Source organism: Streptomyces sp. NPDC043176, assembly GCF_056436715.1.
In genome coordinates this window covers 129,554-152,095 of sequence record NZ_JBWKCA010000012.1, presented here as the reverse complement: position 1 = coordinate 152,095, position 22,542 = coordinate 129,554, and the positions used below count along the sequence as shown (strand labels likewise).

18 protein-coding genes and 1 pseudogene are annotated in these 22,542 nt (G+C 74.0%); 18 read left to right on the top strand and 1 reads right to left on the bottom strand.

Going from position 1 to position 22,542, the window contains the following annotated elements; translation table 11 throughout:
- Positions 1–402: 402 nt before the first annotated feature.
- The 7 genes and pseudogenes from ssd to AC067A_RS21190 form a co-directional block, all read left to right on the top strand.
- Positions 403–1,524 carry a septum site-determining protein Ssd gene (gene ssd / locus AC067A_RS21220; protein ID WP_479244038.1) on the top strand — a complete coding sequence of 374 codons (1,122 nt, stop codon included), beginning with the start codon at positions 403–405 and terminating at the stop codon, positions 1,522–1,524.
- Complete coding sequence (locus tag AC067A_RS21215; protein ID WP_479244037.1) at positions 1,521–2,696, top strand: TadA family conjugal transfer-associated ATPase; 1,176 nt, start codon at positions 1,521–1,523, stop codon at positions 2,694–2,696. The genes ssd and AC067A_RS21215 overlap by 4 nt, the downstream gene beginning before the upstream one ends.
- Complete coding sequence (locus AC067A_RS21210) at positions 2,696–3,583, top strand: type II secretion system F family protein (protein ID WP_479244036.1); 888 nt, start codon at positions 2,696–2,698, stop codon at positions 3,581–3,583. Before AC067A_RS21215 ends, AC067A_RS21210 begins: the two co-directional genes overlap by 1 nt.
- On the top strand, positions 3,583–4,344 hold the full coding sequence (locus AC067A_RS21205; protein ID WP_479244035.1) for a type II secretion system F family protein: 762 nt from the start codon (positions 3,583–3,585) through the stop codon (positions 4,342–4,344). Before AC067A_RS21210 ends, AC067A_RS21205 begins: the two co-directional genes overlap by 1 nt.
- Before the next feature lie 203 nt (positions 4,345–4,547).
- Positions 4,548–4,787, top strand: coding sequence for a DUF4244 domain-containing protein (locus AC067A_RS21200; RefSeq protein ID WP_479244034.1), 240 nt, complete (start codon positions 4,548–4,550; stop codon positions 4,785–4,787).
- Positions 4,774–5,340, top strand: a complete 567-nt coding sequence (locus AC067A_RS21195; RefSeq protein WP_479244033.1) for a TadE family type IV pilus minor pilin — start codon at positions 4,774–4,776, stop codon at positions 5,338–5,340. The genes AC067A_RS21200 and AC067A_RS21195 overlap by 14 nt, the downstream gene beginning before the upstream one ends.
- A pseudogene (locus tag AC067A_RS21190) lies at positions 5,337–5,663 on the top strand (Rv3654c family TadE-like protein); the annotation flags it as partial. The gene AC067A_RS21195 and the pseudogene AC067A_RS21190, both read left to right, overlap by 4 nt.
- A 40-nt stretch (positions 5,664–5,703) precedes the next feature.
- Here AC067A_RS21190 and AC067A_RS21185 read toward each other — a convergent pair.
- Positions 5,704–8,445: a DEAD/DEAH box helicase gene (locus tag AC067A_RS21185; protein WP_479244032.1), complete on the bottom strand. Its 2,742-nt coding sequence runs from the start codon at positions 8,443–8,445 to the stop codon at positions 5,704–5,706.
- Positions 8,446–8,525: 80 nt separating this feature from the next.
- Between AC067A_RS21185 and AC067A_RS21180 the strand changes: the two genes are divergently transcribed.
- The 11 genes from AC067A_RS21180 (at position 8,526) to topA (ending at position 22,307) form a co-directional block, all read left to right on the top strand.
- Entirely contained in the window at positions 8,526–8,879 is a 354-nt protein-coding gene (locus AC067A_RS21180; RefSeq protein WP_015034520.1) for an STAS domain-containing protein, read from the top strand.
- Between the two features lie 15 nt (positions 8,880–8,894).
- Complete coding sequence (locus AC067A_RS21175; protein WP_479244031.1) at positions 8,895–9,353, top strand: ATP-binding protein; 459 nt, start codon at positions 8,895–8,897, stop codon at positions 9,351–9,353.
- A gap of 297 nt (positions 9,354–9,650) precedes the next feature.
- A complete protein-coding gene (locus AC067A_RS21170) occupies positions 9,651–11,969 on the top strand; it encodes a sodium-translocating pyrophosphatase (RefSeq protein WP_479244030.1) in 2,319 nt (772 codons plus the stop codon).
- Positions 11,970–12,241: 272 nt separating this feature from the next.
- On the top strand, positions 12,242–12,937 hold the full coding sequence (locus AC067A_RS21165) for a small secreted protein (RefSeq protein ID WP_479244029.1): 696 nt from the start codon (positions 12,242–12,244) through the stop codon (positions 12,935–12,937).
- Between the two features lie 342 nt (positions 12,938–13,279).
- Positions 13,280–14,830: a DUF7059 domain-containing protein gene (locus AC067A_RS21160; protein ID WP_479244028.1), complete on the top strand. Its 1,551-nt coding sequence runs from the start codon at positions 13,280–13,282 to the stop codon at positions 14,828–14,830.
- Positions 14,827–15,831: an ArsR/SmtB family transcription factor gene (locus AC067A_RS21155; protein ID WP_479244027.1), complete on the top strand. Its 1,005-nt coding sequence runs from the start codon at positions 14,827–14,829 to the stop codon at positions 15,829–15,831. The genes AC067A_RS21160 and AC067A_RS21155 overlap by 4 nt, the downstream gene beginning before the upstream one ends.
- A 195-nt stretch (positions 15,832–16,026) precedes the next feature.
- Positions 16,027–17,091: an ABC transporter ATP-binding protein gene (locus tag AC067A_RS21150; protein WP_479244026.1), complete on the top strand. Its 1,065-nt coding sequence runs from the start codon at positions 16,027–16,029 to the stop codon at positions 17,089–17,091.
- Positions 17,088–17,861 (top strand): ABC transporter permease, encoded by a 774-nt coding sequence (locus tag AC067A_RS21145; protein ID WP_479244025.1) that lies wholly within the window; start codon positions 17,088–17,090, stop codon positions 17,859–17,861. The genes AC067A_RS21150 and AC067A_RS21145 overlap by 4 nt, the downstream gene beginning before the upstream one ends.
- A 14-nt stretch (positions 17,862–17,875) precedes the next feature.
- A complete protein-coding gene (locus tag AC067A_RS21140) occupies positions 17,876–18,667 on the top strand; it encodes an ABC transporter permease (protein WP_479244024.1) in 792 nt (263 codons plus the stop codon).
- 334 nt (positions 18,668–19,001) lie between these two features.
- Positions 19,002–19,199 (top strand): hypothetical protein, encoded by a 198-nt coding sequence (locus tag AC067A_RS21135; protein WP_479244023.1) that lies wholly within the window; start codon positions 19,002–19,004, stop codon positions 19,197–19,199.
- A gap of 261 nt (positions 19,200–19,460) precedes the next feature.
- The gene (gene topA, locus AC067A_RS21130) at positions 19,461–22,307 is read left to right on the top strand and encodes a type I DNA topoisomerase (protein WP_479244022.1); all 2,847 of its coding nucleotides are present in this window, start codon (positions 19,461–19,463) and stop codon (positions 22,305–22,307) included.
- The last annotated feature ends 235 nt before the right edge of the window (positions 22,308–22,542 follow it).

Sequence of the window (22,542 nt, the reverse complement as noted above, 5' to 3'; positions counted from 1 at the left end):
AAGGCTCTCGGGTACACCATGGAAGTCACGGATCGTTCGCGACCGTGCTAACCCGGTCCGGCTCCTCCCCCCCCGAGTCGGCCGGAGAGACGACCCCCGCTCTCCCCCCCGGCGGGGGTCGTCGCATGTCCGGAGCCGTTTCGGCCCTGTGTGGCATCGCCTGCTCCCTTCCTTCCGGTCCTCGACCGTTCGTCGGTCCACGCCCCGTCAGGCGCCCCGATTCATCACTCACGGTAACCGGGAGGATGCGTTCCGGGGAGCCCCTTGAAGGGTGGCGAAGTTATTCACAGGGCTTCGGTTATCCCCGGTTTTTAGGTGACTTCCGCACGATTTCCCTGACGGCCCCACGGTGATTCCTGCCGCGAAGTTCGCGGACGGCAGGAATCACGAGAGGGGCGTGCCGTGGAGGCATCCAGGACACGTACGGAATCGCGCCGGCCGGAGTCGAGGGCTCCGGACGAGCCGCGCCGAGCCGGGCCGCTGATCGTCACCGAGGACCTCGGGCTGCTCGACGACCTCCTCCGGCTGTGCGCCGCCGCCGGGGTCGAACCCGAGGTGCACCATCGCGTGCCGGAGCGGCGCGCGAACTGGACCGACCCCCCGCTCGTGCTGGTCGGCGACGACGCGGCCGCCCGCTGCCGGGGCGCCGCGCGCCGGCCGGGGACCGTCCTCGTCGGACGGGACCGGCACGATCCCGGGGTGTGGCGGCTCGCCGTCGAGATCGGAGCCGAGAGCGTGCTGCGGCTGCCGGAGGCCGAGAGCCTCCTCGTCGACCGGATCGCCGACGCGGCCGAGGGCGCCGAGCGGCAGGCGCTGACCGTCGGGGTCGTCGGCGGCCGCGGCGGCGCCGGCGCCTCCACCCTGGCGTGCGGCCTCGCGCTGGCTGCCGCGCGGACCGGACGGCGCACCCTGCTCGTCGACGGAGACCCTCTGGGCGGAGGACTCGACGTGCTGCTCGGCGGCGAGCGTGAGCAGGGCAGACGCTGGCCCGACTTCGCGGCCTCGAAGGGCCGCCTGGCCGGCGGGGCCCTGGAGGAGTCCCTGCCGTCGGTGCGGGGAGTCCGGGTGCTCAGCTGGGGCCGGGAGCCCGCGGCACCGGTGCCGCCCGCCGCGGTGCGGTCCGTACTCGGCGCGGCACGCCGCCGCGGCGGGGTCGTCGTGGTCGACCTGCCGCGCGGCACCGACGGGGCGGCCGCCGAGGCCCTCGCCCAGCTCGACCTCGTGCTCCTCGTCGTGCCGGGCGAGCTGAGGGCCGTCGCGGCCGCCCACCGGGTGGCCACGACCCTCGGCATGGCCGTCCGCGACGTGCGGGCCGTGGTCCGCGGGCCCTACGTGGCGGGCCTCGACGAGCGGTGGGTCGCCGACGCGTTGCGGCTGCCGCTCGTCGGCGAACTCCCCTACGACCCGGGGATCGTGACGGACCAGGACGCGGGCGTGCCGCCGGGTGCCGAACCCCGTGGGCCGCTCGGACGGTTCTGCGGCGCGTTCTGGGAGCGCGCGCTCGCCCCGGGCGGTGCGACATGAGCGGGACCGGCACGTGGGCCGGCGGCGGCACCGGACTCCTCGACGCCGTCCGGCAGCGGCTGGCGGCGAGTGGCGCCGAACCCACCCCGGCGCGGGTCGCCGCGGCGCTGCGGGCCCAGGGACGACTGCTCGGCGACACCGAGGTGCTCGGTGCGGCCGAGGAGCTGAGGTGCGAACTGATCGGCACGGGGCCGCTGGAGCCGCTGCTCGCCGACCCGGCGGTCACCGACGTCCTGGTCTCGGCGCCCGACCGGGTCTGGGTGGACCGCGGCGCGGGACTCGAGCGGGCCCCGGTGTCCTTCCCCGACGCCGGCGCCGTCCGCAGGCTCGCGCAGCGGCTCGCTGCGGTGGCCGGGCGCCGGCTCGACGACGCCCGCCCCTGGGTGGACGCACGCCTGCCCGACGGCACCCGGATGCACGCCGTGCTGCCACCGGTGGCCGTCGGCTCGACCTGCCTGTCGCTGCGGGTGGTGCGTCCGCGCGCCTTCTCCCTCGACGAGCTCGCCGCCGCCGGCACGGTGCCACCGGGCGGTGCCGCGATCCTGCGGGCCCTGATCGACGCGCGGGTGTCGTACCTCGTCAGTGGCGGCACGGGCACGGGGAAGACCACACTCCTCGCCTCCCTGCTCGGACTCGTGGGGGAGCGGGAGCGGATCGTGCTCGCGGAGGACTCGGCGGAACTACGGCCGGACCACCCCCACGTCGTACGCCTGGAGGCGCGCCCCGCCAACCAGGAGGGCGCCGGGCTCGTCACCCTGCGGGACCTGGTTCGCCAGGCGCTGCGGATGCGGCCGGACCGGCTCGTGGTCGGCGAGGTTCGGGGCGGGGAGGCGGTGGACCTGCTCGCCGCTCTCAACACGGGCCACGACGGCGGCTGCGGAACGCTCCATGCCAACACGGCCGCGGCCGTGCCGGCCCGCCTGGAGGCGCTGGGAACGGCGGCCGGACTCGACCGGGCCGCCCTCCACAGCCAGTTGGGCGCCGGACTCTCCGCCGTACTCCACCTCGTACGGGACCGGGACGGACCGCGCCGGATCGCCGAGGTCCATGTGCTGGAGCGGGACCGGGACGGCCTCGTGCGGACGGTCCCCGCCCTGCGGTGGAGCGCGTCCGGGTTCGAGCGGGAGCAGGGCTGGGAGCGGCTGCGGTCGCTGATCGGAGGGGGACTGTGATGGCGGGACAACCGATGCAGGAGGTCACACAAGGGGCGGCGGTGCTCTGCGGTGTGCTCGCCCTGTGGTGGGCCGTCGAGCGGCGACGTGGTGCGGGCCGGGCCCGGGCGCTGCTCGCGGCCGGCGCCGCCGACGGACGCGGCGGTGGACCCGGTGACGGTTCGGCGTGGCCCGCGGTGGCCGCGCGCTGGTGGGCCGTGCTGCGGGTGCGGCGCGCGTGGCTGTGCCTGCCGGCGGCGGGAGTCCTCGCGCTGCTCGGCGAGTCGCCGCTGCCCCTGGTGGTGGGAGCGGTCGCGGTGCCCGTGGTGGAACGCCGACTGCGGGCCGCCGGACGCCGCGAGGAACGCGAGGCGCGGGCCGAGCGGGTGGTGGCGCTGTGCGGGTCGGTCGTCGGGGAGCTGAGGGCCGGATGGCAGCCGGCGCAGGCGCTGTCCTTCGCCGCCCGGGAGACCGGCGCGCTGGGCGGCGAGGAGGCGGGCGTGCTGGCGGCGGCCCGGTTCGGAGGGGACGTGCCGGAGGCACTCCGCAGGGCGGCCCGGCAGGACGGCGCCGACGGTCTCGCCGGCATGGCGGCCTGCTGGCAGGTGGCCGTGGACGGCGGTGCCGGATTGGCCGCCGGGCTGGACCGCCTGGAGGCGGCCCTGCGCGAGCATCGCGAGCGGCGGGAGCGCCTCCGGGCCGAACTGGCCGGCGCGTGGGCGACGGTGGCGGTGCTCGCGCTGCTCCCGGCGGCCGGCCTCGCCCTCGGCGCGGCGCTGGGCGCCGACCCGCTACGGGTCCTGCTGCACACACCCGCGGGCCTCGGCTGTCTGGCCGTCGGCGGCGCCCTGGAGGCGGCCGGCCTGTGGTGGGCCGCACGGATCGTGCGAGGAGGGGAGCGACCGTGATGGCCGGGCTTCAACTGGGGGCGCTCCTCGCCCTGGTGGTCTACGCGGCGGCGAAGGGGCTCTGGGCGCTGGTGTGCGCGCGTTGGGCGCGGGGGACGCGACGGAGGCTCCGGAACCTGTTCCCGGACCCGGCGCCGCCGACCCGGCGGACCCGGCCCGGACCTCCGCCGTGGCTGGGGTACGTGATGGCGCCGCTCGCGGCGGTCGTTCTCGGCTGGGCCCTGTTCGGCGCGGTCGGTGGCCTCTGCGCCGGTGTCCTGGTGGCCGCCGGCGTGCGACAGGGGTCCGCGAAGCGCGCCCCCGCGCCCTCCGACGACGACGAGGCGGCACGTCACCTTCCCCTCGCCGCCGACCTGTTGGCGGCCTGCGCCGCCTCCGGAGCCGGGCCCGGCGACGCGGCGGAAGCCGTCGGCCGGTCACTCGGCGGCCCCCTCGGCGAACGGCTGACCCGCACGGCCGCCGAACTGCGCCTCGGCGGCGAGCCGGCCGAGGTGTGGCGAAGATTCGGCGCACTACCGGGCGCCACGGGGCTCGCCCGTTGCATGGAACGGGCCGGTTCCTCGGGCGCGCCCGCCGCGGAGGCCGTCGCCCGGCAGGCGACCGCACTGCGCGCGGCCCGCGCCCGCTCGGCGGAGACCCGCGCCCGCCGCGCCCAGGTCCTGATCAGCGCCCCCGTCGGCCTCTGCTTCCTGCCCGCCTTCCTGGCGATCGGGGTGGCCCCGGTGGTGATCGGCCTGGCGACGGGACTGCTCGACGGATGAAGCGAGCGGGGGCGCGGCGCGGCCGGTGCGGCGAGCACGGCATGAGCACGACGGCCAGGACAGGCAAGGCAGGCAAGGCAGGCAAGGCGGGCCAGGGAGGCAAGGCGGGCCAGGGAGGCAAGGCAGGCAGGCGTGGAACGACAGGGCACGGCAGAGCAGGGCACAGCACGGCAGGTCAGGCAGGACGAGATGAGGAGGCAGGGATGACGTTCAAGGTGTCGGTCGCGGCGATGGCAGGTTCGGTGGCGGGGTCGGTCCGGGGCTGGTGGCGGGCCCGGAGGGCGGCGGCGCGCCGCGACTCGGGGATGACCACGTCCGAGTACGCGGTGGGAACGATCGCAGCGGCGGCCTTCGCGGCCGTGCTGTACAAGATCGTGACCAGTGACGCGGTCTCCGGAGCGCTGGAATCCATGATCGGGAAGGCCCTCGATGCGCCGTTCTGACCGGGGTTTCGTGACCGTGGAGGCGGCCATGGCCCTGCCGGTCCTGGCCCTCTTCACCATCACCCTGCTCTGGGCGCTGGCCGCCGCGGCCGCGCAGATCCGGTGCGTGGACGCGGCACGGGCCGGGGCACGGCTCGCGGCCCGCTCCGAACCGGTGGCCTCCGCCGAGGCGGCCGCCCGGGCCGCCGCGCCCGAAGGCGCCCGGGTGGCGGTGACGCGTTCCGGTGAGCTGTGGCGCGTGACGGTGGAGGCGGCGGCCCCCGGCCCCCGCGGCATGGGCCTCACCCTGCGCGCCGAAGCGGCCGCCCTCGCCGAGGACGCACCGGACGCGCCCCCGACGAGCGGCGGCCCGCCCGCCGGGGAGCCCACGAACGGCGGCCTGTCCGCCGCAGACCCGACGAGCGGCGACCCGCTTGCCGGAGAGCCCGCGACCGGTGGCCCGACCGTCGCAGACCCGGTGAACGGCGGCCCGTCCGCCGGAGAGCTGACGAGTGGCGGTCCGGCCCCAGGTGACCCGATGAGGGCCCGTACGCCCGTCGGAGGCCGGCCGTGACGGCGGCCTGCCCGGTGCCGCACGGGGACGCCGGCCGGAACCCGGGGGAACCGCGGGCCCGGGGGGCGCGGGACCGGGGCGCGGCGACCGTGTGGGTGGCGTTCGGGGCGTGCGTGCTGTGTGTGGTGTTCGGTGCGGTGTTGGCGCTCGGGCAGGCGGTGGCGGCCAGGCACCGGGCCGGTGGGGCGGCCGATCTGGCCGCGCTCGCGGCCGCGGACCGGGCCCTGTGGGGCGAGGTCGAGGCGTGCGCCGCCGCGGCAAGGGTGGCGGCCGCGCAGGGTGCCGAGCTGGCGGGGTGCGCGGTACGGGGCGAGGTCGCCGAGGTGACCGCCCGGGTCGTACGCGGCCCGTACCGGCCGGAGGTCAGGTCGCGGGCGGGACCGGGCCCGGACCGGGAGTCTCTTCCGTGGGAGCCGCCACCCGGGGGGCCTCCGTGGCCGGCGGAGCCGCCAGGGGGCTCTCCGCGGCCCGTGGGACCGCTTGGGGAGCCTCGGCCGCCTGAGGCGTCGCCCAGGGAGGCTCCGCCGCCGGAGGCGCCGCCCGGGGCGTTTCCTCCGGGGCAGGGAGCGTCGGAGAGGGCGTCTCCTCCGGGGCAGGGAGCGTCCGAGGGGGTGTCTCCTCCAGGGGAGGGAGCGCCGGAGGGGGCTCCGGTGGGGTTTCGGGGGCCGCGCGGAGGAGTTCCGTGAGGAGGCGGACGGCGCCGCGCTTGTGGAGCGGGTCGTTGCCGTTGCCGCACTTGGGGGACTGGATGCACGAGGGGCAGCCCGCCTCGCACTCGCAGGAGGCGATCGCCTTGCGGGTGGCGGCCAGCCAGGCGCGGGCCGTGTGGAAGGCGCGCTCGGCGAAGCCCGCGCCCCCCGGATGGCCGTCGTACACGAAGACGGTGGGCAGCAGGGTGTCGGGGTGGAGCGGGACGGAGACGCCGCCGATGTCCCAGCGGTCGCAGGTCGCGAAGAGGGGCAGCATGCCGATGGAGGCGTGTTCGGCGGCGTGCAGGGCTCCGCCGAGGATCTCCGGGGTGATCCGGGCGGCGTCGAGCTGGTCCTCGGTGACCGTCCACCACACGGCCCGGGTGCGCAGGGTGCGGGGCGGCAGGTCGAGCTTGGTCTCGCCGAGGACCTCGCCCGTGATCAGCCGGCGGCGCAGGAAGGAGACGACCTGGTTGGTGACCTCGACGGAGCCGTAGCAGAGGCGGCCGGCCCCCCAGGGGATCTCGGTGTCGGTTTCGAGGACGGTGATGGAGGTGGTGTCGCGGGCGGTGGTGGAGTACGGCGGGACGGCCTCCTCGACGAGGGCCACGGAGTCCTTGAGGTCGAGCTCCCGCACCAGGTAGGTACGGCCCTGGTGGAGGTGGACGGCGCCCTCGTGGACGGCGGTGTGGGAGGCGGCCTCGTCGACCGTGCCGAGCAGCCGGCCGGTCCCCTGCTCGACGATCCGGACGGGGCTTCCGCCACCGCCCCGGATGTCGGTGAGGTCGGCGGCCCGCTCCCGGCGGGTCCAGTACCAGCCGGTGGCACGGCGGCGGAGCAGGCCGGCCCCTTCGAGCTGGGGCAGCAGGTCGGGGACGGCCGGGCCGAAGAGCGTCAGGTCCGGCTCGGTCAGCGGTAGTTCCGCGGCGGCGGCACAGAGATGGGGGGCGAGGACGTAGGGGTTGTCGGGGTCCAGGACGGTCGACTCGACCGGCTGGTCGAAGATCGCCTCCGGGTGGTGGACCAGGAAGGTGTCCAGCGGGTCGTCGCGGGCGACCAGGACGGCGAGGGCGCCTTCGCCCGAACGGCCGGCGCGGCCGGCCTGCTGCCACAGGGAGGCCCGGGTGCCCGGGTAGCCGGCGATCACGACCGCGTCCAGGCCGGAGACGTCCACGCCCAGCTCCAGGGCGGTCGTGGCGGCCAGGCCGAGGAGCTCGCCGGAGTGCAGGGCCTGCTCCAGGGCGCGCCGCTCCTCGGGGAGGTAGCCGCCCCGGTAGGCGGCGACCCGGCGGGCGAGGGCGCGGTCGGTCTCGGCCAGCCGCTCCTGGGCGATCACCGAGATCAGCTCGGCGCCGCGCCGGGAGCGGACGAAGGCGACCGAGCGGACGCCCTGGCGGGTGAGGTCGGTGAGGAGGTCCGCGGTCTCGGCGGTCGCGGTGCGCCGCACCGGCGCGCCCCGCTCGCCGTGCAGCTCGGTCAGCGGCGGCTCCCACAGGGCGAAGACCAGCTCGCCGCGCGGGGAGGCGTCGTCGGAGACCTCGGTGACGGGCAGGCCGGTGAGGCGGCCGGCGGCCACCGCGGGGTCGGCGGAGGTGGCGGAGGCGAGGAGGAATACCGGTTCGGAGCCGTACCGGGCGCAGATCCGGCGCAGTCGCCGCAGCACCTGGGCGACGTGGGAGCCGAAGACGCCCCGGTAGGTGTGGCACTCGTCGATCACGACGTAGCGCAGGGCGCGCAGGAAGGAGGACCACCTGGGGTGGGAGGGGAGTATGCCCCGGTGCAGCATGTCGGGGTTGGTCAGCACGTAGTTCGCGTACTGGCGGACCCACTCGCGTTCCTCGACCGGCGTGTCGCCGTCGTAGACGGCGGGGCGGATCCGGTTGCCGAGCGGGGCGGCCAGTTCCCGTACGGCGCGTCGCTGGTCGGCGGCGAGGGCCTTGGTGGGCGAGAGGTAGAGCGCGGTGGCCCCGCGTCCGTTGGCGGCCTCGGAGCCGTCCAGGAGGGTGGTGAGCACCGGCGCGAGGTAGGCGAGCGACTTCCCCGAGGCGGTGCCGGTGGCGATCACCACGGACTCGCCGTCCAGGGCGTGCTCGGCGGCCTCCGCCTGATGGGCCCAGGGGTGCTCGATTCCGGCCTCCTGGATCGCCGCGATCACCTCCGGCCGGATCCGGTGCGGCCAGACGGCATGACGACCCTCCCGGGCGGGCATGTGCTCCGTATGGGTGATGCGCGAAGACCGGCTCTCGCCCGCGGCGAGCCGGTCGAGGACCACGCCGGGGGAGGGGCGACTGCCCGTGTCCCCGGCCGGTCGACTGGGGCGCTGATTCTTGGCCATCGGCATCGAGTGTGTCACTGCCATGACGGACAATGCTTCCAAGGCGTCGTGCATGGCTGCTGGTAAGTGATTGAATGCCATCGCGGCTGGCGATCAGTTCCCTGGCTCCGCCCGGGAGGCCCGAGGGGGCGATCGCCCGATAGCAAGGTGCTGGAGGATCCGTGGACCTGTCCCTGTCGACTCGCAATGTGTCCGGCGCTGGTGGTGACCGTACGGTCGTCGAGGTCGGTGGCGAGATTGATGTGTATACCGCGCCCAAGCTGCGCGAGCAGTTGGTCGAGTTGGTGAACGACGGCAGTTACCACCTGGTCGTCGACATGGAGGGCGTGGACTTCCTCGACTCCACCGGCCTCGGTGTACTCGTCGGTGGCCTGAAGCGCGTGCGCGCGCACGAGGGCTCGCTCCGTCTCGTCTGCAACCAGGAGCGCATTCTCAAGATTTTCCGGATCACGGGCCTCACCAAGGTGTTCCCGATCCACACCTCGGTCGACGAGGCCGTCAACGCCGTCGACTGAGCCCAGGGGGTTCGCATGGCCACCGTTGAACTCCGCTTCAGCGCTCAACCCGAGCACGTCCGTACGGCCCGCCTGGTGGCGGCCGCGGTGGCGCGCCGGGCGGGCGTGGACGATGCGGTCCTCGACGAGGTGCGTCTCGCCGTCGGTGAGGCGTGTTCCCGTGCGGTCGGACTCCACCGCAGCAACGGCGTCACGACCCCCATCCGGGTCGTGCTGACCGAGGAGGAGAAGACGTTCTCCATCGAGGTCGGCGACGGGGTGCCGGGTGCGGGGGTGGCGGCCGCAGACGCGGCCGGCGTCCCCGGCGCTCGCGCGGAGGCTCCGGCCGAGGACTTCGACGACGCCGATGGTGAGGACGAGATGGGGCTCGCGGTGATCCGCGGGCTCGTCGACGACGTCGAGGTGAGCGCCGGCCTGGACGGCGGCACCATCCGGATGGCCTGGCCGGTGAGCCCGGCGGACATCCTGTCCTGAGCCACTCACGTGGCGGAGCCCCGTACACCTGACGGAAATTCGTCCGCGTGGCGGAGCCCCGTACGCGTGGCGGAAAGCCGTCCGCGTGGCGGAGAGCCGCTGGTGAGGCGGAGATCCTGGACGTGCAGTGAAGAAAGAGGCCCCGCGGTGCGGGGCCTCTTTCTTTCTGTGCCGGGTGCAGGGTGCCGGGTGCCGGGTGCCGGCTGCCGGGGATCGCCCGTGTCGGATGGGTGCATTCGCGTGGTGCTGCTGCGACGTCCCCGTATGGGCGGGTTCGTCTCCCTATGATCCGTCCCCATGTACCCCACATCCCTCGCCGCCGCGGTGCTCACGAGCGGGAACCGGACGATCGTGATCGTCGTGGCCGGCATCGCGCTCGCGGCGTTGGTCGTCGCACGGCTCCTCGTCCGCCAGGTGCTCGCGGCAGGCCAGGGCACCGAGCGGATGAGGGAGATCGCCGCCGCCGTCCAGGAAGGGGCGAACGCCTACCTCGCGCGGCAGCTGCGGACCGTGGCCGTCTTCGCGGCCGCCGTGTTCTTCCTGCTGATGCTGCTGCCCGCGGACGACTGGTCCCAGCGGGCCGGCCGGTCCCTGTTCTTCCTGGTCGGGGCGCTTTTCTCGGCGGTCACCGGGTACATCGGCATGCGGCTCGCCGTACGGGCCAACGTGCGGGTCGCGGCGGCGGCCAGGGAGGCCACGCCGGCGCCGGGCGAACCCGAGAAGGACCGGGCCGAGGTCGCGCACCGGGCCACGCGGATCGCCTTCCGCACGGGCGGGGTCGTCGGCATGTGTACCGTCGGTCTCGGGCTGCTGGGGGCCGCCTGCGTCGTCCTCGTCTACGCCGCCGACGCGCCGAAGGTCCTGGAGGGTTTCGGACTGGGTGCCGCGCTCATCGCCATGTTCATGAGGGTGGGCGGCGGCATCTTCACCAAGGCCGCCGACGTCGGCGCCGACCTGGTCGGCAAGGTCGAGCAGGGCATTCCCGAGGACGACCCGCGCAACGCCGCCACCATCGCCGACAACGTGGGGGACAACGTCGGCGACTGCGCGGGCATGGCGGCCGACCTCTTCGAGTCGTACGCCGTGACCCTGGTCGCCGCGCTCATCCTCGGCAAGGCGGCCTTCGGCGATCTCGGACTCGCGTTCCCCCTGATCGTCCCGGCGATCGGCGTGGTCACCGCGGTGATCGGCATCTTCGCGGTCTCCCCCCGGCGGGCGGACCGCGGTGGCATGAGCGCGATCAACCGGGGGTTCCTCGTCTCGGCGGTGGTCTCGCTGGCGCTGGTCGCCGTCGCCGCCTTCACGTACCTGCCGTCCTCGTACGCCGACCTCAAGGGCGTCACCGAGCCGGGCATCCACGACCACGGCGGTGACCCCCGGGTCCTCGCCCTGGTCGCGGTCGCCCTCGGGATCGTCCTCGCCGCGCTCATCCAGCAGCTCACCGGCTACTTCACCGAGACCAGCCGACGGCCGGTCAGGGACATCGGCAAGTCCTCGCTCACCGGGCCCGCGACCGTCGTCCTCGCGGGCGTCGCCCTCGGCATGGAGTCCGCGGTCTACACGGCGCTGCTCATCGGGCTCACCGTGTACGGCGCGTTCCTGCTCGGTGGCGCCTCGATCATGCTGGCGCTGTTCGCGGTGGCGCTCGCCGGGACGGGGCTGCTCACCACCGTCGGCGTGATCGTGGCCATGGACACCTTCGGCCCGGTCGCCGACAACGCGCAGGGCATCGCGGAGATGTCCGGGGACGTCGAGGGCGCGGGCGCGCAGGTCCTGACCGACCTCGACGCGGTCGGCAACACGACGAAGGCCATCACCAAGGGCATCGCCATCGCCACCGCCGTCCTCGCGGCCTCGGCGCTGTTCGGCTCGTACCGGGACGCCATCGCGACCTCGGTCGCCGACGTCGGGGAGTTCGCCGGGAAGGCGGACGCGCTGACCCTCTCGATGGACATCTCGCAGCCCAACAACCTCTTCGGCCTCGTCCTCGGCGCGGCCGTCGTCTTCCTCTTCTCGGGGCTCGCGATCAACGCGGTGTCCCGGTCGGCGGGATCGGTGGTGTACGAGGTGCGGCGGCAGTTCCGCGAGCACCCCGGGATCATGGACTACACCGAGAAGCCGGAGTACGGGCGTGTCGTCGACATCTGCACCAGGGACGCGCTGCGCGAACTCGCCACGCCCGGGCTGCTCGCGGTGATGGCCCCGATCGCGGTCGGCTTCGCGCTCGGCGTCGGCCCGCTCGGCGCGTACCTCGCCGGCGCGATCGGCACCGGCGCGCTGATGGCGGTCTTCCTCGCCAACTCCGGTGGCGCCTGGGACAACGCGAAGAAGCTCGTCGAGGACGGCAACCACGGCGGCAAGGGCAGCGAGGCGCACGCGGCGACGGTCATCGGGGACACCGTCGGCGACCCGTTCAAGGACACGGCGGGCCCGGCGATCAACCCGCTCCTGAAGGTGATGAACCTGGTCGCGCTGCTGATCGCTCCGGCGGTCGTACGGTTCGGATACGGCGACGACGCGAGCGCCGGACTGCGGGCCGCGGTCGCCGCGGTCGCGGTCGCCGTGGTCGTCGCCGCGGTCCGGGTCTCCAAGAGGCGTTCGGTCACGGTCTCCTGACGTCGGGTCCATGACCGGACGCCGCACGGGACGCCGCCGGAAGCGCCGCTTCCTGACGTTCTGTCCGCAGCCGCACGCGGCTCTCCTGGCAGCGCGTCGACGGTCCTCCGGCGTGTCCTCCGTCTCATTCCCGCGCGGTTCGGGGGTGGTCGTGAGATTCAACCCTTGGTTCAAAAGGCTGCAATACGGTATGAATCGGTCCCACGAAAGGTGGAAGTAGCCCGTTCGGCGTGTATGTTCCGGGGCCGAGAGCCTTGGAAGGGACCGATCCGTTGAACAAGAAGCTTGCGGCCGCACTGTCCGGCGGCGCGGTACTGGTGCTCGCGCTGTCCGGTTGCAGCGACGACGAGGGCGACAAGGTGGGTGACTGGGCCAAGACGTTCTGCGACCAGGCCAAGCCCCAGATCCAGAAGCGGGCCGACGCCCACCAGATCATCATCTCGACCGCGGCCGACAGCAAGCCGGCCGAGATCCAGGCCGCCGACTCGAAGGCGTTCCAGGACATCGCCGACGCCGACCGCGCCCTCGCCAAGGCCGTCGAGGCCGCCGGCGCGCCGCCCGTCGAGAACGGCGAGAAGGTCAAGCAGGACGCCATCAAGGAGCTCAACGAGACCGCGGCGGCCTACGAGGGACTCAAGAAGCAGGTCGACGCGCTGGACCCGACGAACCAGCAGAAGTTCGCGGACGGTCTCCAGGGCGTCGCCGACGGCCTGACCAAGATCGAGAAGATGGACCAGAACGCCCTGTCCAAGCTGGAGGAGGGCGAGCTGGGCCAGGCGATGGCCAAGCAGCCCGGCTGCCAGAAGCCGACGGCCTCGGTCCCGCCGAAGACCTCCGCCTCCCCCAAGGCCGGCTCCACCTCCACGGACCAGGGCACGACCGGCACCGCCGGCACCGGCGCGGAGCCGAGCAAGAAGGCCTCCACCAAGCCGACCCCCAAGGCCACGGCGAGCAAGACCGAGGAGTAGGACCCGGAGGGGCCCGCCGTGCCGGGCGGTTTGCGACGTCCGGCACGGCAGGGAGCCCAGCGCTTGCCCGTGGCGGGCTGGTGATGCCTGGCACGGCCAGGCGTCCAGCGCGTGTCCGTGACGGGTTCGCGACGCTCGGGGCGGCCAGGCGTCCAGCGCCTGTGTGGCGGGCTCGCGACGCCTGGGGCAACGCCCCGGCGTCTGTCCGGCGGATCACGGCCGGGCTCGTGGCCCCGGTGCGCGGGGCAGGGCCCGGCCCCGCGGGACCGGTGGCGGTGGCGATCGGCCGCCGGCCGCCGGGTCGGCGGCCCGGATGTCGGTGGCGGCCGTCACAATGGAGCGGTGAGTACGACCAGCCTGCCCCCCCGCCTCCCGGTGTCCGCACACGCAGCCCGTCTGCGCGAGGCACTCCTCGCCGCCGGCTTCACCGCCGACGGACTGCTCGACCTGCTCGGCGCCCCCGCCTATTCGGCGCTCGCCCGCAGCGAGACCGTGCCCGCCCTGCGCGCCACCCGCGGCGACTCCCCGCTGGAGACGCTCGTCCGGCTCTTCCTGCTCCAGCGGCCCGTCGGCCCCGACGCCGCCGCGGCGGCGCTCCCGCTGGACGAGGCCCTCGAGGACGGCTGGGTGGTCCGGGAGGACGACGACGTGCTCGCCACGGTCGACATCCGGCCGTACGGCGGCCCGGACGGCGAGGACTGGTTCATCGTCTCCGACCTGGGCTGCGCCGTCGGCGGCGCGGGCGGCATCGGCACGAAGGCCGAGGGCGTCGTCCTCGGCGTCGGCGGCGCCTCCACCACCCTCGCCGGCATCACGGTCCGTACGCCGGTCTCCTCCGCGCTCGACCTCGGCACCGGCTCCGGCATCCAGGCGCTGCACGCAGCCCAGCACGCCACCCTGGTCACCGCCACCGACCTCAACGGGCGCGCCCTGGACTTCACCCGGCTCACGCTCGCGCTGTCCGGGGCCCGGGAGGCCGAGCTGCTCGAAGGGTCGCTCTTCGAGCCGGTCGCCGACGACACGTACGACCTGATCGTCTCCAACCCGCCGTTCGTCATCTCCCCCGGCGCCCGGCTCACCTACCGGGACGGCGGGATGGGCGGCGACGACCTGTGCCGCACGCTCGTGCAGCAGGCGGGCGACCGGCTCAACGACGGGGGATACGCCCAGTTCCTGGCCAACTGGCAGCACGTCGAGGGCGAGGAGTGGCAGGAGCGGCTGCGGTCCTGGGTGCCGCGCGGCTGCGACGCCTGGATCGTCCAGCGCGAGGTCCAGGACGTCACCCAGTACACCGAGCTCTGGCTGCGCGACAGCGGCGACCACCGCGGGGACCCGGACGCGTACCGGGCCGCGTACGGCCGCTGGCTCGACGAGTTCGAGGCCCGCAAGACGCGGGCGATCGGCTTCGGCTGGATCACGATCCGGCGCAACGACGCCGTGGCGTCCGGCGCGGTCGAGCCGTCGATCCTCGTCGAGGAGTGGCCGCACCCGGTCGAGCAGCCGCTCGGCCCCACCGTCCGCGCCCACTTCGAGCGCCAGGACTACCTGCGCACCCGTGACGACGCCGCTCTCCTCGCCGACCGGTTCACGCTCGCGCCCGAGGTGATGCAGGAGCAGGTCGGGCTGCCGGGCGCCGAGGACCCCGAGCACGTCGTGCTCCGGCAGAACCGGGGGATGCGCCGCGCGACCAAGGTCGACCACGTCGGCGCCGGGTTCGCGGGCGTCTGCGACGGCACGCTCAGCGCCGGCCGCATCCTCGACGCGATCGGTCAGCTCATGGGGGAGGACCCGGTCGTCCTGCGGGACCGCACCCCGCAGGCGATCCGGCTGCTCGTGGAGGAGGGCTTCCTGCTGCCCGCCGGCGAGGAGTCCGCCGAGGAGCACGGCGCTTGATACGGATCGAACTGGACGAGGCCTCGCTCGGCGCGACCCGGATCGCGATCAGCCCGCTGCGCGACGCGTTCTGCTCCATGCACCTCGCGCTGCCGCACCGGCACCCCTCCTGGCCGTACCAGGAGTGGGTCGGGCAGGCGCGCGAGGTGTGGCGCGAGGACGACCGGCTGCGCCCGCTGTGGGACCTGTTCGCCGAGGGGCGGTACGGCGTCTCCGACTTCCTGCTGCCCCGCCCGTTCGGCACGGTCCACATCCACGAGGAGCTGGCCGCGCTGCGGGCCACCGACCCGGCGTTCGTCCGGGCCCAGGTGGCCGCCTGCTACCCCGGCATGGCCGACGCGCCCTTCGTGCAGCCGTACGTGAAGAATCCGGAGGAGGCCTGCGCGGCCCTCGCCGACGCGTACGCCGCCTACTGGGAGGGCGCGATCGAGCCGTACTGGCCGACGATGCGGCGGCTCGTCGAGGACGAAGTGCTGGTGCGGGCCAGGACGTTCGCGACCGAGGGCGTCGACGCCCTGTTCGCCGGCCTGGAGACGCGGGGGCGGTGGCAGCCGCCCGTCCTCGAACTGACCAAGTACGTCGACGCCGAGTACGCGCCCGGCGAGCGGCGGCTCGTCCTCGTGCCGCTGGTCTTCGCCGAGGGCTGCCGGCTGTACTCGACGGACGACCCCGAGGTCTTCGCCCTCAGCTTCCAGGCCCGCGGCGCCGCCGCCCTGCGCGAACAGCCCGAGCCCGTCGCCGAGGACCGGCTCGGCCTGATGCTCGGCCGGGGCCGCGCGGCGGTCCTGCGCGAGCTGGGCGGCCCCCTGACCACGGCCGGGCTCGCCGACCGCCTCGGACTCGCGCCCAGCACGGTCTCCGAGCACCTGTCGGTCCTCTCCGAGGCCGGGGTCGTCACCCGGCACCGCGTCGGCCGCTCCGTCTACTACCAGCTCACGGACACCGGCCGCGCCCTGCTCGCGCTCCTCGCGGGAGAGGGCGTGCTGCACGCGGTGGCGTGAGAGCCGCGTACGGCCCGGCCCGTACGCGACCCGTGCGGGCCCGGGCCCGCGTACGGGCCGCGTACGCGCGGGAGCCGAGTACGGGCCGCGCACGGGCGGGCGCGTACCTGCCGCGTACGGGCCGTGCGGGCGTGACGATTCGGGGGCTTCCGAATCGATGGATGCTGCCGGGGGCCGGCTTCTACCGTCCGGCCCATGCTCGCAATCGAGGCGGACGCGCTGCGCCGCACCTACACCAGCAGGACCGGGTGGCCGAAGTCCCGGCGCACCGAGACCGAGGCCGTGCGGGGCGTCACCTTCGAGGTGGCGCCGGGCGAACTGTTCGGCCTGCTCGGGCCCAACGGGGCCGGTAAGACCACCACCATCAAGATGCTGAACACGCTGCTCCTGCCGACCTCCGGCACGGCGCGCGTGTTCGGGCACGACGTGGCCCGCGACCCCGTCGCCGTACGCCGCAGGATCGGGTACGTCTTCGGCGGGGACCGCGGCCTCTACGACCGGCTCTCCGCGCTCGACAACCTCCGCTACTTCGCCGAGCTGTACGCCGTCCCGGCGCGCGAGCAGAAGCGGCGCATCGCCGAACTCCTCGACCTGGTGGGCCTCCTGGGCCGGGAGAAGGAGCGCGTCGAGGGCTACTCGCGCGGCATGCGGCAGCGCCTCCACATCGCCCGCGGCCTGCTGCACCGCCCCGACGTCCTCTTCCTCGACGAGCCGTCCATCGGCGTCGACCCCGTCGCCGCCCGCGACCTGCGCCGCACCGTCGCCGACCTGGCCGCGGCCGGCACCACCGTGCTGCTCACCACCCACTACATGGCCGAGGCCGACGAACTCTGCGACCGGATCGCCGTCATCGCGGGCGGCCGGATCCGCGCCCTCGGCACCCCCGACAGCCTCAAGTCCCTGGTGCGGGAACGGGACGTGCTGGAGATCGAGGCGTACGGCGTGGACGAGGAGCGGCTCGACCGGCTGCGGCGGGTGCCCGGGGTGCGGGGCGTGTCGGCCGAGGACCGGGGCGCGCTCCAGACCGTGACCGTACAGACCGGCCGGGGTGCCTCCGACCTGCACGGACCCGTGCTCGCCGCCCTGGACGGCATCCGGATCGGGCGGGTCACGAGCCGCGAACCGTCCCTGGAGGACGCCTACATCGCGATCGTCGAGGAGGCGGCGGGCGGCAGCGCGGGCGCCGCCCGGGCCGACGAGGCGGAAGGCCCGGGACCCGGACCCGCCGACGCCCAGGACACCGCGGAGGTGTCCGCGTGAGGCACGTCCTGCGGCTGGTCGTGGTCGGGGTGCGCACGCACGTCTCGTACATGTCGCGCTCCCCGCTCGAGATCACCTTCGCCGTCCTCGTCCCGATCGTCTACGCGACCCTCGCCGTCTACCTGTTCCGCGCCGCGGGCGACCCGGACCGGCTGCTCACCGCCTCCGTCGGGGCCGGACTCATGGGCATCTGGGGCTCGGTGCTCTTCGGCTCGGGCGGGGCGGTGCAGAACCAGCGATGGCTCGGCACCCTGGAGACCCTGGTCGCGGCGCCGACACCGCTCGCGCTCGTCCTGCTGCCGATCACCCTCGCGACGGCCGTGATCGGCACGTACGCGATGGGGGCGACGGTGCTGTGGGGCGTGCTGCTCTTCGGCGTGCCGCTCGACTTCGCGCACCCGCTGCTCTTCCTGGTCGCCGTACCGGTCTGCGTCCTGGCGCTCGGCATGACGGGGCTGTTGCTCGCCGCCACCTTCGTCCTGCTGCGCAACGCCAACGCCCTCGCCAACCCGCTCGACACCCCTGTCTGGTTGCTGTCCGGGCTCCTCGTGCCCGTGACGGTGCTGCCCGCCTGGACCCACCCGATCTCCTGGGCGCTGCCCACCACCTGGGGTGCCAGGGCCGTGCACGCGGCGACCTCCGGCGGGGACGTCGGCCGGCCGCTGCTGACGGCCGTCGCGCTGGGCGCCGCGTACGCCCTGGCCGCCGTCCTCGTCCTCGGCCGTGTGGAGCGCCGGGCGCGCGCCGCGGCCACCCTCGCCCTCACCTGAAAGGCCAGAGAGACATGTTCCGTTTCCTCGGCACCGCCCGGCTCGTCGTCGTCGGCGGGGCGATCTCCTACCGGGCCCTGTTCAACTGGACCACCCCGCCGATGTTCGTCGGAACCCTGCTGGTCGGGCCGCTCCTCCAGGTTTTCTTCTTCGTCTTCCTGGGCAGGGAACTCGGTGTCGCCGACGACCGCTTCCACCTCGTCGGAAACGCCGTCCTCGCAGCTTCCGCCTCCTGCGTGTACGGCGGCACGATGGCCGTCGCGAACGAGCGGCGGTACGGCACCCTCGGGGCCGTCCTGCTCTCGCCCCGGCACCGGATCCCGTTGTGGATCGGACGAGCCCTTCCGTACGTGCTCAACGGGCTGTTCGTCAGCGCCTTCGTGCTCACCACGGCCTCGCTGGTGCTCGGGCTGCCCGTGCCCGCCGGGGCGCTGCCCGGGCTCGGCCTGGTGCTGCTCGTGGCGGCGGGCGCCTGCTCGGCGTTCGGGCTGGCGCTCGGTGCGCTCGGGCTCCGCTTCCGGGACGTGTTCCTCGTCTCGAACGTGGCCGGTTCGGGACTGCTCCTCCTGACGGGCGCCGCCGTGCCACGGGAGACGCTGCCCGCATGGATGCGGACCGCCGGTGACCTGCTGCCGCTCACGCACGCGGCGGACGCGGCCCGCGGGCTGACCGCCGGTGCGGGCCTCGACGGGGCCCTGCTCGGGGCAGAGCTCGCGGTCGGCGCCGGGTGGGCGCTGCTCGCGGTCGTGCTGCTCGGGGTGTTCGAGCGCGGCAGCCGGCGCCGGGCGACGCTCGACACGATGTGACGGGGAGAGCGGTCGACGGCGGGCCACGCCGGACACGGTGTGACGGGGAGAGCGGTCGACGGCGGGCCACGCCGGACACGGTGTGACGGAAGAGACGTGACGTCGGGGGCAGGGGAGGCGGGTGCGGGGGAGCGGGGAGGGGCGAGGCCAGGGGTGGGGGAGGGAGGGGAGGGGAAAAAGAGGGTGAGGAATGGGTCACTACCGGCCATCTTCGTGAAACCGCCCGGGGCGCCCCGCGTCGTTCACCCGGAATTCGCACCCACGACGCCCTGAGGTGCCAGCCTCGGCCCCGGGAGACGAAGAACACCGCACGTGGACGGAACGGGGTACGGGCATGGAGAGCGGGCCGGCGATCTTCGCGGGGGCGGCGTTCACGCTGTTCGGAGGCGTGCTGCTGCTGTGGACCACCGTGCGTTCGCTGCACCGTGAGCCCGTGGTGTACGGGGTCGCCCCGCGCGCCGCGGCCGCGGTGACGGGCCTCTCCGGTGCCGTCTTCCTGGCCCTCGGCCTCTGGTGCTTCGGCCGCCTCTGAACCCCGCCCCGTTCCGGCCCGCGATCCGTCCGGGGACGGCACCGGCCCGGGCGCCCGCCCCGCCCGTCCGGCAGTCCGGGCGGCAGGAATGCCAAAACTCGGGTTACCGTTCGAGTGGCCGTTGCGGGCTTTCGCCGTTTGACACGGGGGCGGGTTGTACCGTCACACTCCGCAGCGACGGGAGCGTCACCGTCCGTGCCGCTGCCGTGCGTGCCAGCGCCGTACGTGCCAGAGAGTGTCGATCCGGAGAGAAGAGCGAAGTTGTCCCCGACCAGCGAAGCCGCACACGGCGGCCGCCGACTCGTCATCGTCGAGTCGCCTGCCAAGGCGAAGACGATCAAGGGCTACCTCGGCCCCGGCTACGTCGTCGAGGCGAGCGTCGGGCACATCCGCGACCTCCCCAGCGGTGCCGCCGAGGTGCCCGAGAAGTACACCGGCGAGGTGCGCCGCCTCGGCGTCGACGTCGAGCACGACTTCCAGCCCATCTATGTCGTCAACGCCGACAAGAAGGCGCAGGTCAGGAAGCTCAAGGAGCTCCTGGCCGAGTCCGACGAGCTCTTCCTCGCCACCGATGAGGACCGCGAGGGCGAGGCCATCGCGTGGCACCTCCAGGAAGTCCTGAAGCCCAAGGTCCCGGTCCACCGGATGGTCTTCCACGAGATCACCAAGGACGCGATCCGCGAGGCCGTCGCCAACCCGCGCGAGCTGAACCAGCGGATGGTCGACGCCCAGGAGACCCGTCGCATCCTCGACCGGCTGTACGGCTACGAGGTCTCGCCGGTCCTGTGGAAGAAGGTCATGCCGCGGCTGTCGGCCGGCCGGGTGCAGTCCGTCGCCACCCGCCTGGTCGTCGAGCGTGAGCGCGAGCGCATCGCGTTCCGCTCCGCCGAGTACTGGGACCTCACCGGCACCTTCGGCACCGGCCGTACCGGTGACGCCTCCGATCCGTCCTCGCTGGTCGCGCGCCTCGCGTCGGTCGACGGCAAGCGGGTCGCGCAGGGCCGTGACTTCGGCGCGGACGGCCGGCTGAAGACCGAGAGCGTCCTCCACCTGGACGAGTCGAACGCGCGGGCCCTGGCGGCCGCGCTCGCCGACACCGCGTTCTCCGTGCGCTCGGTCGAGTCGAAGCCGTACCGCCGCTCGCCGTACGCGCCCTTCCGGACCACCACCCTCCAGCAGGAGGCGAGCCGCAAGCTGGGCTTCGGTGCGAAGGCGACCATGCAGGTGGCGCAGAAGCTGTACGAGAACGGCTTCATCACCTACATGCGTACGGACTCCACGACCCTGTCCGACACCGCCGTCGCGGCGGCCCGGGCCCAGGTCACGCAGCTGTACGGCGCCGACTACCTGCCGGAGAAGCCGCGCGTCTACGCGGGCAAGGTCAAGAACGCGCAGGAGGCGCACGAGGCGATTCGTCCCTCGGGTGATCGTTTCCGCACCCCGGCGGAGACCGGCCTGACCGGCGACCAGTTCCGTCTCTACGAGCTCATCTGGAAGCGGACCGTCGCCTCCCAGATGAAGGACGCCACCGGTAACTCGGTCACCGTGAAGATCGGCGGCCGCGCGGCCGACGGCCGCGACGCCGAGTTCAGCGCGTCCGGCAAGACGATCACCTTCCACGGCTTCATGAAGGCGTACGTGGAGGGGGCCGACGACCCGAACGCGGAGCTCGACGACCGCGAGCGGCGCCTGCCGCAGGTCACCGAGGGCGACGCCCTGACCGCCGACGAGATCACGGCCGACGGGCACGCGACCAAGCCGCCGGCCCGCTACACCGAGGCCTCGCTGGTCAAGGAGCTCGAAGAGCGCGAGATCGGCCGCCCGTCGACGTACGCGTCGATCATCGGCACCATCCTCGACCGCGGCTACGTCTTCAAGAAGGGCACGGCCCTCGTGCCGTCCTTCCTGAGCTTCGCCGTCGTCAACCTGCTGGAGAAGCACTTCGGCCGGCTCGTCGACTACGACTTCACCGCCCGCATGGAGGACGACCTCGACCGCATCGCCCGCGGCGAGGCCCAGTCCGTGCCGTGGCTGAAGCGTTTCTACTTCGGTGAGGTCGAGGGCGGCACCGGCGGCACCGGCACCGGCACCGGCGGCGCCGCCGACGCCGGGAACGGCGACGGCGACCACCTCGGCGGCCTCAAGGAGCTCGTCACCGACCTCGGCGCCATCGACGCCCGCGAGATCTCCTCGTTCCCCGTCGGCAACGGCATCATGCTCCGCGTCGGCAAGTACGGCCCGTACATCGAGCGCGGCGAGAAGGACCAGGAGGGCTACCAGAAGGCCGACGTGTCGACCGAACTGGCGCCCGACGAGCTGACCGTCGAGTACTCCGAGGAACTGCTCGCCAAGCCGAGCGGCGACTTCGAGCTGGGTACCGACCCGGTCAGCGGCCACCAGATCGTCGCCAAGGACGGCCGCTACGGCCCGTACGTCACCGAGATCCTGCCCGAGGGCACCCCGAAGACCGGCAAGAACGCGGTCAAGCCGCGCACCGCCTCCCTCTTCAAGTCGATGGCCCTCGACACCGTCACCCTGGAGGACGCGCTCCGGCTGATGTCCCTGCCGCGGATCGTCGGCACGGACGCCGAGGGCGTCGAGATCACCGCCCAGAACGGCCGCTACGGCCCGTACCTGAAGAAGGGCACGGACTCGCGGTCGCTCACCGAGGAGGAGCAGCTCTTCACGATCACCCTCGAAGAGGCGCTCGCGATCTACGCCCAGCCGAAGCAGCGGGGCCGGGCCGCGGCCAAGCCGCCGCTGAAGGAGCTGGGCAACGACCCCGTCAGCGAGCGGCCCGTGGTCGTCAAGGACGGCCGCTTCGGCCCGTACGTGACCGACGGCGAGACCAACGCCACCCTGCGCACCGGCGACAGCGTGGAGGAGATCACGCCCGAGCGCGGCTACGAGCTCCTCGCCGAGAAGCGGGCCAAGGGACCGGCGAAGAAGGCCGCGAAGAAGGCCCCGGCCAAGAAGGCCCCGGCGAAGAAGACGGCCACGAAGACGGCGGCGAAGACCACCACCGCCAAGAAGACCGCCGCGAAGAAGACCACGACGGCGAAGAAGACGACCACCGCCAAGAAGACGGCGGCGGCCAAGCCGGAGTAGTACCGCACCGCGCCGGACGACGGCGCGCAAGCGCGGACGCACCCGGCGGGCCGGGTGGAAAGCGCGCCGGAACGACCGGGCGGGCCGGGCGGGGAGCCGCCGGACCCGCCGGGCGCGGCGGGCGGAGCCTCGTGGGACGACGGGGGCGGGGACACGGGTCTCCGCCCCCGTCGCCGTACGGTCACAGCCTCGTCCGGATGTTCGGACGGAGGCCGCGGTGAGCGAGGGCGTCCGG